Source organism: Paraprevotella xylaniphila YIT 11841, assembly GCF_900683745.1.
Lineage (GTDB): Bacteria > Bacteroidota > Bacteroidia > Bacteroidales > Bacteroidaceae > Paraprevotella > Paraprevotella xylaniphila.
In genome coordinates this window covers 791,823-803,575 of record NZ_LR215980.1, presented here as the reverse complement: position 1 = coordinate 803,575, position 11,753 = coordinate 791,823, and the positions used below count along the sequence as shown (strand labels likewise).

Below are 11,753 nucleotides of genomic sequence, written 5' to 3'. Positions count from 1 at the left end.
ATTCCCCAATAAAAATATTGATTTTTAGCGACTACAAGTTTTTTTCGCTTTTATGTAAAGTGGAGTATACAGGACTCGAACCTGCCACCTTTTGACTGCCAGTCAAACGCTCTAGCCAGATGAGCTAATACCCCAACCTTTTTGACGATACAAAGTTAGATATATTTTTTGAAACGCAAAACTTTTTTGCTGTTTTTTCTTCTGACTTTGCTCCTTTATAATTAGAATTTATATCCTAATGTAAAAAATACCTGATGGGTATTTAGGTTTACATCCACTGGAGTAAGACGAGTACCGGTTTGTGTGATATAAGTATCGTCGAATGCATAGAAATCTCCCGACTGTACGCGGCACTTATAAGCCATATCGGCATAAAAATGCTTTCCGTGGTAACCTAAACCGGCTGTGAATATATTCACGTCGTCTTTATTCATATAATCTGTTGTAGTTTGATAACCGAAAGCCGGAGAAGGCCCCGTTTGATCTAAAGTCGCTTCTTCCTTGAACATGCGGGAATAATAATTATATCCTGCACGGAATGCGACATTATCTGTCAGATTCAATTCCATACCGAATTTGAAAGAATGGCTTCCGCGTAACGTAGACTTGTGCAACGCATCCATATCGCGGTCGTGTGTCGTTCCTCTGGAATAACCATAGCCCCAATAGTCGTAGTCCCAGTCTTCATACCCCTGTTTCGTTTTAGAGTAATCGGCGTATTCATATTCGGCTCCTATAGCCAGATAAGTTCCAATCGTATGTCCTAACGAAACTCGAAATTTCCACGGTGTGGTAATTTTCATGTGCAAGTTTGCCAAATCTACATCCGGAAGATAATTGGTATATATAAACTTACCGTTTCTGTCTTGATTGATGTAGATGTCATAGTTCTCATCCTCCATCATAGGAGAGTCTATACTATATGAAGAATAAGATTCCAAATGATAGAAAGTCGGTGTTTCTACGGCCAGACCTATGCGGAAGGGGGAATTTCCGATGGGACGGAATATACCACCCAACTTCACATTGATTCCATATCCACTTACATGTTGGGTATTATATAAGGAATAATTCTCGAAATCGCTGTAAGAGTTACCTTGGCCGTCCGAAATCGTGCCGAACTCCCGATAAGTGCTGTAACTGTAATAGTCCACGTCGTTCACGCCTAAAGTGAAACCTAAATACACTCGGTCTTTGATGTTCATCGACAGGTTGAAATCATATCCTGCGATACCGCCTTCCGTCGTACGGTCGTAATTATTCCGATCTGACTCTAAAGCATTATAAGAATCGTATAAGGGATTCCCCTCTTGGTCTGCCTGCACATTACCTTGGTTATCCCGTATGTATTCCGGATTCACAAGGCAGGAATTATACATCAGGTCTGCCAAAGGAGTGGAATACTGGGTATGGTTCAGAATGTCTGCCATTTGTTGCGTCTGCGACAAACCGTTCAAAGCTCCGTTGTCTGCGATAAATGACTGGTTGAAGTTGGCTCTTTTCTGATAATTGACTCCAAAATTAACATACCTTACGCTTTTGGCCATAACCGGGATACTTACCACGAATCCCATCTGGTCAAAAGACAAATGGGTCATGTCTGCATTTAAATCCGGTTTTTCCTGTTGGGTCAACACGCTGAATGATAAAGCTGCATCGCTTCTGCGGTAAAGCCCTAATGCTGCCGGATTGGAAGAAGCGGTAGACAAATCAGCACCCAATGCCCCTAATGCACCGCCCATACCTACATAGCGCGCACTTCCGATTAAATCGGTCGGCATATAATTCTCGTTCATATATGGTGTCTGTGCCATCATAGACTGGCTTGCTAGCAATGCGCTTACAAATATGAGGTTTTTTCTTTTCATTATTTCTTCCTTTTATGGTTTATCTTTGTTTGTTAACGTCGACCGCCTCGTGCTCCTCCGCTCCTGGATGGGGAGAAACCGCCTCCGGAACGGCTGGGGGAACTTACCGACGGACGGAAAGTGCTTCTTGTGGTCGATGGCGTGAAGTTAGAACTTCTCGACGGTTGAGTGTTACGTTGAGGAGTTGAAGTCGTACGCGTACGAGGAGATTGCCTGGTAGTTGTTGAAGAACGATTTGGAGTAAATCGTGCCGAATTCTCCGAAATGGTTTGCCGGTTGGTGTTGCCCGTGTTTCGTATGGCTCTTCTGGCAGAAGAACTGTTTCTTACATTAGTGCGGGATGTTCCTCTTGCCAGGGAACTATTCTCCCGATATCTTACACTGGGACGAGTAACCGGTCTTGATGGATACCATCCATGACCGGGATGTCCCCAATGCGGATGATGCCAGTGCGGTCCCCAATACCAAGGATCATACCATCCGGCATACCAAGGACCTCCCCACGCCCAATAAGGATTGTATAATCCCCATCCCCACGAGTAGGAGAAGGTAGGTCCCCAATACCAACTGCTAGGATAAGCGTATGCGTAAAATCCATCATCATATACATCCCAATATATGGAATTGGGACCATAACGTAAGTCCCAGTATAAAGGACTGCTGACCGCAACGCCGATGGTCGGGGTGTTGAAACGAAGAATTCGTTTCGTATATTGATAGTCTCCCCCTTCTTCCCGGTTGTTATCGGTTGAAGCACTATCTTGACCTGCCACTTCCTCTTCAGCGGCAGATATACTATCATTATCCCAACGATATCGTCGGTTATATTCATCTACATCCCTGATGCTTCCCTGAGCATATCCTGAGCGGGTGTCCACTGCCGTATTTTCTGAAATCGTACGTACCGAAGGTTGCGGTTGGGAATGCTTATCCTCATTCACTTTCGTCTCTTTTTGAGGGACGAAATACATATCATCTATTTGTGCAAAGCCAAAAAACGGAATCACTGCAACGATGAGTGAAAATAATATTCTGTTTTTCATTGTCTTTTCTCCTTTACCTATATTATATGCAAATATAACTTTTTCTCGGTTGTCGGACAATACGGAAACGAGAATAAAGTTTAGTATATAACTCTTTTTTTGCTATTTTTGCAGAACCAATAGATTCTCGACATTAAATAAACAATATGAAATATTTGGAATTGGATTTCATTATATCCCCTTATAGCAGGATTGCAGCCGACATCTTGATGGCATTGGTAGCCGATGCCGGTTTGGAAAGTTTTGTAGATACTCCACAGGGAGTGAAAGGATATGTGCAAACCGGACTTTTCGAGCGTTCCGTATTGGATAGCTTGACAGACCTATTTCCCATGGACGGGGTGAAAGTAACCTACCGGTTGGCGGAAGCGGAAGATAAGAATTGGAACGAGGAATGGGAACGTAACGGCTTTGAACCGGTCCGAATCGCCGACCGTATTCTGATTCATAGCCCGGAGCATCATAACCTATCTCCGGCCAAATATGATATCGTGATAGATCCTCATCAGGCTTTCGGTACCGGTACGCATCACACTACGGGCATGATATTGGAACGTTTGCTCGGGATGGAACTCAGACATAAAACCGTACTGGATGCCGGGTGCGGTACGGGAGTGCTGGGTATCTTCTGTACTTTGAAAGGGGCAAAATCGGTGTGGGCTTACGATATAGATCGTTGGAGTGTGGACAATACGAAAGAGAATATGTTGCTGAATGGTGTAAAAAACATGGAAGTGGTTGAAGGGAATGCCTCCATATTACAAGGAAAAGACGCTTTCGACTTGATTCTGGCCAATATAAACCGGAATATTCTTTTAGCCGACTTGCCATCGTTCGTATCGGTTATGCATGCGGGAAGTCAAATGATTCTCAGCGGTTTTTATGTAGAAGATATACCTTTGCTTGTGCAAAAAGCGAAAAGCTTGGGGCTGAGCAACCTCAACCATACGGAAAAAGAGAACTGGGCTACGCTTTTATTCGAACATTTGTAATAAGCGATATGAATCCGGGGCTGCCGGTAATGTCTGTAGGACTTCCGGTGGCTTTATTTTTATTTATAACGAATCTTCAGGGTCGGTATAATTGTCTTCCAGTTCCGGTATGGTCAGTTTCATCAAGTCTTCAAACGACCCGTTGAAGATATTGCAGTCTACATTCCCTTTGATTCCGGTAACTTTTCCACAGTCCGTATGTTGCCAGAAATTCCATTTTCCTTTATATTCTAACTTCTCCACATAATAGTGCGCTATCCAATAAGGATATTCATCGAATGCGGAAGTATTCAGATAGTGCAATTTGAATTTGTATCCCGTATAAATAATGGGTTTCACGCCATATTCTTTTTCTACAATATCCAGCCACGTCTTTACAGCCTTTTGGAGCTGTGTTTCCGTTAGCCGTCCTGCCTTTTCCACGTCTAAAACAGGAGGTAGGTCACCGGGTTCCAAATGTACTTGTTTCAAGAAAAACCGAGCTTGTTTTTGGGCATCCACATCCGGCAAAAAGAAATGATAAGCTCCTCTTATAAAGTCATTTTGCTTTGCTTCATAAAAGTTTAGGTTAAAATTGTCATCCAATAGTGTCGTACCTTCGGTTGCCTTAATGAAGACAAAACTGACAGGGGATGAATTCAAGCTGGCGTTGCGCAAACGTTCCCAATCTATGTTTTCCTGATAATGAGAAACATCAATGCCGTGCACGTCAAAACCTTCAGGGTATACAGGATCCCCATAGATGGCTTTCCAACGGAATGAATAAGGACCGACAAAAAAATAATAAAAGAAAAGTATATAAGCTATTCCTAAAGACAACGCTCCTACCCATATCGCCCACGACGGCCAGCGTTTGAAAAACAACCATTTGCTTGTCCCTTTTTTCTTTTGCTTCTTGCGCGGAACGGTTTTTCTCTTAGGACTACGTGCTGTGGGAGTGCTATCCACTTTCTTACGGCTTCCCCTCTGAACAATCGTTTTTCTGTTTTTTACAGTTTGCGGCGTTTGTGCACACATGATAGAAACGGTCTCTATTATCCTTTTATTCAGAAAAATAACAAGTCCCTTCATCGACGGATAAAGGGACTTGCATATCTATAAATGAATTACTTAGCTTGTTCCAATTGCAACGTCTTGGTAGCTTGGTCGCAGACCTCGGTCGGACCGAAATACTGTATAGGACCGGGATATACGAAACAAGTTTCACGAGCCCATTGGTTGCGTCTCGATGCAAATTCCTTGAACGGGGCACCGTCCAAACGAACCAATGCCTTTTTGATGACCGGTTTCATCTCACCATTACGCTTCTCCATATTCATCATCATGGTGATGGGCACACCACCGGCAATCCATTCAGCAGCCGGTGCCGTCGTGTTCTTCACAATAGCCATATAACCGGTCTTGCCGTTAGCCATCAACATGGCGGCACTTGTACCCAAAGCATAACAATAATCAGCATCGTAGTTGGAAGGAGCAGCACAACGTCCTTCATAGCCGAAGAAATGGTGCAACGCCGAGAACTTACCGTTGAACTTACCTTCTTTCTTCCATGCAGCCAACTTGTTGGCAACCATTTCAGACAACAGTTTTTCCGTTTCAATCAATGAAACCTGCACGTTTCCATGCGGATCACGCTCCATAGTCAACTGGGCAGCTACTCCCAAGGGAAGAGATTCATATACAGCCTTGTTTGCTGCAGAAAGTTTATTCAAAATCCATTCGCGTTGTTGGTCCTTAGCCAATGCAGCACCTTCCGGAGTTGCCAACAAGTCGTTCAATTCTGCAATCAAAGCCTTCATCGCCGGGATGAACTCAATCAAGCCTTCCGGAATCAATACCGTACCAAAATTGTTTCCATCGGCTGCACGGTCGGCTACAACCTGAGCAATATAAGTAACGATATCATCCAAAGTCTGGTTTTTGGCTTCCACTTCTTCCGATACGATACAAATGTTGGGTTGGCACTGTAAAGCGCATTCCAAAGCGATGTGCGAAGCCGAACGTCCCATCAACTTGATGAAATGCCAATATTTACGAGCGGAGTTCGCATCGCGTTGAATGTTGCCAATAACCTCTGCATACGTTTTACAAGCCGTATCGAAACCGAAAGAAGTTTCAATCTGGTCGTTCTTCAAATCACCGTCGATGGTCTTCGGACAACCGATAACCTGCACACCGCATTTTTTCGCAGCATAATATTCAGCCAAGACACAGGCGTTCGTATTGGAGTCGTCACCACCAATGATGACAATGGCTTTAATACCCAATTCCTTGATGATTTCAAGCCCCTTTTCGAACTGTTCCTCTTTTTCAAGTTTGGTACGTCCGGAACCAATCATGTCAAAACCGCCTGTATTACGATATTGGTCTATGATGTCAGCCGTCAACTCCATGTATTTGTGATCCACCAATCCGCCAGGTCCCAAAATAAAGCCATACAACTTGCTTTCTGGGTTCAGTCTTTTAATACCGTCGAACAAGCCGCAAATGACATTATGCCCGCCGGGAGCTTGGCCACCGGAAAGAATTACACCGACGTTGAACGGGGCGTAAGATTGAGCCTCGCCCGGAACGAACTCAATGAGAGGCATTCCATAAGTGTTCGGGAATAATTTCTTGATTTCCTCTTGGTCGGCCACAGACTGCGTGGGTGCGCCTTCCTTTACAGATACGTTACCCTGCAATCCTTTGGGTAACTTGGGCTGATAAGCCGCTCTTGCAATTTGCAATGCACTTTTTTCCATGTTGTGATTCTAATTAATTGTTGAAAAGCATTTTCAGCACACAAAATTAATGTTTTTTGTCGGAATGAAGAAACTCTCACCCCAAAAACATACAGTTTATTTTCTTCTATAAAATTTCCCGATATCGTCAACTTTGCGTATCTTTGTCCAAGTTACTAATTTACATCATAATTTGAGATTAAAGAATATGGCTAAAAGAAGAACATTAAAAAAGAATATCAACTATATCTGTAGTGAACTGTTTGCGGAATGCGTAGCGTTGACGCATTACAAAGTAGATATAAAACAAGAAGATGTGGACAACGTAATGGTCCGCATATTGTTGATGCATGATGAATTTGTCAGCAGGATCAGTCATACGGAACCAGGAAACGTAAAAGGATTCTACAAGAAGCTGCGTATGGATTTCAATGCACAAGTCAGCGATATCATCAGCACAATCAGTCAGCTTTGTTAAATGAGCCGGCATTTTTGCAGTTTCCTCCTGTTCAGGGTGATGGGATGGAAAGTAGACGTGACGGTCCCCATGGGAGATAAGTATATCATTGCACTGGCACCTCATACAAGTAATTTCGATTTCGTGCTAGGAGTGCTTTATAGCCGTGCAATGGACTTCCGTTGCGACTTCTTAATGAAAAAGGAATGGTTTTTCTGGCCTTTGGGAATCTTAATGCGATGGTTGGGAGGAATCCCAGTATACCGGAACAAGAAGATGAGTATGACGGACCAGTTGGCACAAGTGGCCCGGGAACGGGATAATTTTCACCTTTGCATTACTCCGGAAGGCACTCGTTCACGTACGGAAGAATGGAAAAAAGGATTCTATTATATCGCCTTGAAAGCCGGGCTGCCTATTTTACTGTATGGAGTTGACTATCCAACCAAAACTATACGTTGCACTCAGGTAATCATCCCCAACGGAAACATAGATGAACAGATGAACGACATTAAAACATACTTCAAAGATTTCACAGGACGACATCCTGAAAAGTTCGCAACCGGATTAAAATAATGATAAGTATGAAAAAAAGGCTTATGGTCCTGGCGGGAGCATTCTTGCTAGGACTTTCCGTATATTCACAGAGTGGTGAGAAAATAGTAAAAGCCAAATTGGGTGATTATTTCTCTGACTATCAGACATCTTATACCACAGCCACCGACCGCTGTCGGATAGAAACGGTCAAGGTAGATGCTTCTGCACGGACGGCAGAGATTTACCTGAATGAACTCTTTGCCGGGCAGTCTTTTAGCAGGGATAAGGTTGATGAAATCTATCGTGCCGTAAAACGTTTGCTTCCTGCGCCATACAACGCTTATACTATTATTATATACGGTAACGGAATCCCCATAGAGCATCTTGTTACGGACATGAACGGAGCTTCATCGAAAGTGCAAAAGAAATGGGGGAAGGCTTTGTATCACGGGGCGCCGTGGGTGGAACGGATGCAACGCCCCTATCCTATCACCAAAGGTATGCAACAACGCCATTTGTCTGTTTGGGCCAGCCATGGACGCTATTACAAGAACGACCAAAAAGAGTGGATGTGGCAGCGGCCGTATTTATACTGCACGACAGAAGATTTGTTCACTCAAACGATAGTCATCCCCTACTTAATCCCCATGTTGGAAAATGCCGGAGCATACGTCTTTACTCCCCGTGAAAGGGATTGGCAGCCCCACGAAGTGATAGTGGACAATGACACCCGGGATTCGGGCGGAACATATTCAGAACATGAAAACAAATACGTATGGGAAAACGGAGGTATGGGATTTGCACCACTCAAACAGACTTATCTCGACGGCGAGAACCCCTTTACGGATGGGACAGTCCGCAGTACCCATACGGTAACTAGAAAAAGCCAGGCTTCCGAAATACGTTGGACGCCAAATATGCCTGTGTCCGGACGCTACGCCGTATATGTATCATACGTAACCTTGCCCACGAGTGTTTCCGACGCCCATTATGTGGTTCGCCACCAAGGTGTGTCTACGACCTTCAAAGTCAACCAACAAATGGGAGGAGGAACTTGGGTTTATCTTGGGACGTTTGATTTCGACAAAGACCAGCCCCATTCCAATTATGTCAGTTTAAGCAATCTGAGCAACCATCGCGGAACGGTGACAGCAGATGCCGTACGATTCGGAGGCGGGATGGGAAACATTGCCCGTGGAGATTCTTTGCAGGAAGTCGTAAGCGGTTTCCCGAGGTACTTGGAAGGTGCCCGTTACAATGCACAATGGAGCGGCATGCCTTATTCCGTATACAGCGGTAAAAACGGGACAAACGATTATAGCGACGACATCAATGTCCGTTCATATATGACGAACTATCTGGCCGGAGGTTCTTCTTATTTTCCGGCCGACAGCGGATTGCATGTACCGATTGAACTGGCCATCGCGCTTCATAGCGACGCCGGCATAGCCCCCGACAGCACTTTTGTCGGTACATTAGGTATTTATACCACGGATTTTAATGAAGGGAAGTTTGCGGCCGGAATGTCACGATTGGCATCACGTGAGTTATGCGATGTGGTCATGACACAAGTGAACGAGGATTTAAATGGCCTTTACGGGCAATGGAAAAGACGCCAAATGTTCGACCGGAATTACAGTGAAACGCGCGAACCCCAAGTCCCGGCCATGATATTGGAAATGTTATCCCACCAGAATTTCCGGGATATGGCTTTGGGACACGACCCTGCATTCAAATTCAATTTGGCACGGGCCATATATAAAGGAGTACTGAAATATACATCCTATCAACATGAGGCAGGTTATGCCGTACAGCCCCTTCCCGTTACTTGTTTCCAGACTCGTTTAAACCCGGATGAAAAGGAAATAACGCTATCCTGGCTTCCCCAACAAGACGAGCTTGAACCCTCTGCAACTCCAAAAGGTTACATTGTGTATACCCGGCAAGGAGAACATGGTTATGACAATGGCACATTTGTACATGAGCCTCGGTTCTCGTTCCGTGCGGAGGAGAATGTGGTTTACTCGTTCAAAGTGACAGCCGTGAACGACGGTGGAGAAAGTTTTCCTTCGGAGGAACTGTCGGCCATGATAGCCAAAAACGCCTTTGCCAAGGTCCTGATTATCGACGGCTTCCAGAGGGTGGCCGGGCCACAGGTTATCCAGACGGATTCGACCCGGGGATTCGACCTGTCAGCGGATCCCGGTGTTCCTTATATGCGTTCTCCCGGATTCTGCGGTCGGCAAATCGTATTCAACACAGAACTGAACCCCAAAAGCGCGTGGGGCTTTAGCGGGAATGAACTTGAAGGCAAGATGATAGCGGGAAATACATTCGACCATAGCCGCATGCATGGTGAAGCCATAGCCACTGCAGGCAAATACTCGTTTGCATCCGCTTCCCGTGCGGCAGTAGAGGCACAAATGGTAAACCTGAATGAATACAATATAGTGGATTTGATACTGGGCCTGCAAAAAAATGACGGATACAGTACCCGACCGTATCCGTCATTGACACCTGTTTTATGTAGTGCGTTACAAGAATTTACCCGCATGCGCGGCAGCCTGTTGGTGAGCGGTGCCTATATTGCCCGCGACCAGAAACAAAAGGAAAATGCAGACTTCCTGCGCAATACGCTGAAAGTAGACGCATACGCTCCGGTCACCTTGGATGCCTATTCTCAAGCCACGGGCATGAATACCACCCTTCATTTGTACACGGAACTCAATTCCCAACATTATGCCGTCACACATGCGGACTGCCTGATACCCCTTCCCGAAGCATTTTCCACCTTATTATATACGCCTACCAATTATTCGGCCGCCGTAGCCTACCAAGGGGAAGACTACCATGCGATTACCTTGGGATTCCCTTTCGAGTGCATCAAATATGCCGCCGACAGGGATAAGGTCATGGGTGCGTTCCTGAGTTTCCTGCTGTCAAGGTAAGATAGACTTCCTCTACTTGCGTGGCAATCCGGTTCCAATCGTATTTCGACATGTCGTAGCCAACATGTTTTAAAGGTGAAGCAGCTATCTTGTCCAATTTTTGTGCCAAAGCCCCAACGTCTCCTACCGGGAAATAGCAATCCTTGGCCAAGCCGACTTCAAGGTTTGCAGGGATGTCGCTGACTACGACTTCCACGCCATAACTCATAGCTTCAAGCAAGGCTATCGGAAGCCCCTCGTGGCTTGACGGCAAACAGTAGCAGCGGCAGTGGGTCAACAAGGAATGGAGCTTGCGCCCTTTGACAAAACCAGTCAACACTACCCCATTTGCTTTGGCCGTCTCTTTCAACGACCGGGAATAGTCGTCTTCAAAATCAGTATCACCGGCAAGAACCAACTTGATACTTTCGTTATTTTCCATTTGGATGAACGCCTCTACCAGATGGTGCAAATTCTTCTCCGGCACAAAACGGCACATGCCTAAAATATATTTTCCTTTCTCGATTCCCAATTCTTCAAAATATTCAGGCTCATCGCAAATTTCCGGTTGGGATACCCCATTATATATAAGGTGTACACGGCTTGTCCGTCCGTACTTTTGCCTTACCAGGTTACGAATCACATCGGATATGACGATGACATCGTCTGCAAACATGCACCCCATGCGTTCGCCGAGTTCCAGCATCGTTTTGGCCGCAAGCCCCCACTTGTCCCGGTCGTAATCCGGCCCATGATGGGTAAATACCACTTTCATCCCCAACATCTTGGCATACGGTACGAGCAAGGCGGGACCGATGGCGTGGACATGTAAGATGTCAGCCCCCAACCTCCGGGCTTCGTTAATGGCACGGAAAGTATGGATGATGGCCTCAAACGATTTTTTCTTGGGGGAAGGAAGCGTGACGAGCCGGACCCCCTTCCACTTCTTCAGGCCATCCTTCACATAATCGGAACGGCGCACCACCGTCACATCCCATCCCTGTTGAGCCAGACGTGGGAACAATTCCTCACAATGCGTCTCCACCCCACCCATGACACCGGGAATGCCACGAGTTCCGGTTACTACTATTTTCTTCATTTTACCATCCGCATTGAAAATAATTCATTACTTTTACACGCAAATACCACAACTTCGAGAACTCATGAGAGCATTTGCCACCCGAATCAAAGAAACACTCCAATATG

Annotated in this window: 9 protein-coding genes and 1 tRNA gene; 4 read left to right on the top strand and 6 right to left on the bottom strand. The window is 45.4% G+C overall.

All coding sequences use genetic code 11. The annotated features are described in order from the left end of the window. Positions 1-60: 60 nt before the first annotated feature. From E0E47_RS03170 to E0E47_RS03160, 3 genes are all read right to left on the bottom strand, one after another. Positions 61-134: transfer RNA gene (locus tag E0E47_RS03170), tRNA-Ala, on the bottom strand. Positions 135-221: 87 nt separating this feature from the next. After that, positions 222-1,868 carry a hypothetical protein gene (locus E0E47_RS03165; RefSeq protein WP_130892861.1) on the bottom strand — a complete coding sequence of 549 codons (1,647 nt, stop codon included), beginning with the start codon at positions 1,866-1,868 and terminating at the stop codon, positions 222-224. A gap of 32 nt (positions 1,869-1,900) precedes the next feature. Further along, positions 1,901-2,911 carry a hypothetical protein gene (locus tag E0E47_RS03160; protein ID WP_130892860.1) on the bottom strand — a complete coding sequence of 337 codons (1,011 nt, stop codon included), beginning with the start codon at positions 2,909-2,911 and terminating at the stop codon, positions 1,901-1,903. A 146-nt stretch (positions 2,912-3,057) separates the two neighbouring features. Between E0E47_RS03160 and prmA the strand changes: the two genes are divergently transcribed. After that, positions 3,058-3,903 (top strand): 50S ribosomal protein L11 methyltransferase, encoded by an 846-nt coding sequence (gene prmA / locus E0E47_RS03155; protein ID WP_130892859.1) that lies wholly within the window; start codon positions 3,058-3,060, stop codon positions 3,901-3,903. Between the two features lie 63 nt (positions 3,904-3,966). Here the strand turns inward: prmA and E0E47_RS03150 are convergent, their stop codons facing one another. Together E0E47_RS03150 and E0E47_RS03145 are read right to left on the bottom strand one after the other, a co-directional pair. After that, the gene (locus tag E0E47_RS03150; protein ID WP_420873294.1) at positions 3,967-4,920 is read right to left on the bottom strand and encodes a glycoside hydrolase family 25 protein; all 954 of its coding nucleotides are present in this window, start codon (positions 4,918-4,920) and stop codon (positions 3,967-3,969) included. An 89-nt stretch (positions 4,921-5,009) separates the two neighbouring features. Then, positions 5,010-6,647 carry a diphosphate--fructose-6-phosphate 1-phosphotransferase gene (locus E0E47_RS03145; RefSeq protein ID WP_008627564.1) on the bottom strand — a complete coding sequence of 546 codons (1,638 nt, stop codon included), beginning with the start codon at positions 6,645-6,647 and terminating at the stop codon, positions 5,010-5,012. 187 nt (positions 6,648-6,834) lie between these two features. On the opposite strand from E0E47_RS03145, the gene E0E47_RS03140 reads away from it, so the two are divergent. Genes E0E47_RS03140 through E0E47_RS03130 form a run of 3 tightly spaced genes read left to right on the top strand, consistent with a single transcriptional unit; the run spans position 6,835 to position 10,568 of the window. Next, the gene (locus E0E47_RS03140; protein ID WP_130892857.1) at positions 6,835-7,104 is read left to right on the top strand and encodes a hypothetical protein; all 270 of its coding nucleotides are present in this window, start codon (positions 6,835-6,837) and stop codon (positions 7,102-7,104) included. Further along, on the top strand, positions 7,105-7,659 hold the full coding sequence (locus E0E47_RS03135; protein ID WP_008627547.1) for a 1-acyl-sn-glycerol-3-phosphate acyltransferase: 555 nt from the start codon (positions 7,105-7,107) through the stop codon (positions 7,657-7,659). It abuts the gene before it with no gap. Beyond that, a complete protein-coding gene (locus E0E47_RS03130) occupies positions 7,659-10,568 on the top strand; it encodes a golvesin C-terminal-like domain-containing protein (protein WP_130892856.1) in 2,910 nt (969 codons plus the stop codon). Before E0E47_RS03135 ends, E0E47_RS03130 begins: the two co-directional genes overlap by 1 nt. On the opposite strand, the gene E0E47_RS03125 is transcribed toward E0E47_RS03130, so the two are convergent. Next, on the bottom strand, positions 10,531-11,646 hold the full coding sequence (locus tag E0E47_RS03125) for a glycosyltransferase family 4 protein (protein WP_130892855.1): 1,116 nt from the start codon (positions 11,644-11,646) through the stop codon (positions 10,531-10,533). The two genes, E0E47_RS03130 and E0E47_RS03125, sit on opposite strands and share 38 nt — an antisense overlap. Positions 11,647-11,753: the final 107 nt, after the last annotated feature.

Bases quoted from the DNA above. Each gene is read 5' to 3' on its own strand.
- E0E47_RS03165 (WP_130892861.1), bottom strand. From the start codon at position 1,868: ATGAAAAGAAAAAACCTCATATTTGTAAGCGCATTGCTAGCAAGCCAG.
- E0E47_RS03160 (WP_130892860.1), bottom strand. From the start codon at position 2,911: ATGAAAAACAGAATATTATTTTCACTCATCGTTGCAGTGATTCCGTTT.
- prmA (WP_130892859.1), top strand. From the start codon at position 3,058: ATGAAATATTTGGAATTGGATTTCATTATATCCCCTTATAGCAGGATT.
- E0E47_RS03150 (WP_420873294.1), bottom strand. From the start codon at position 4,920: ATGTGTGCACAAACGCCGCAAACTGTAAAAAACAGAAAAACGATTGTT.
- E0E47_RS03145 (WP_008627564.1), bottom strand. From the start codon at position 6,647: ATGGAAAAAAGTGCATTGCAAATTGCAAGAGCGGCTTATCAGCCCAAG.
- E0E47_RS03140 (WP_130892857.1), top strand. From the start codon at position 6,835: ATGGCTAAAAGAAGAACATTAAAAAAGAATATCAACTATATCTGTAGT.
- E0E47_RS03135 (WP_008627547.1), top strand. From the start codon at position 7,105: ATGAGCCGGCATTTTTGCAGTTTCCTCCTGTTCAGGGTGATGGGATGG.
- E0E47_RS03130 (WP_130892856.1), top strand. From the start codon at position 7,659: ATGATAAGTATGAAAAAAAGGCTTATGGTCCTGGCGGGAGCATTCTTG.
- E0E47_RS03125 (WP_130892855.1), bottom strand. From the start codon at position 11,646: ATGAAGAAAATAGTAGTAACCGGAACTCGTGGCATTCCCGGTGTCATG.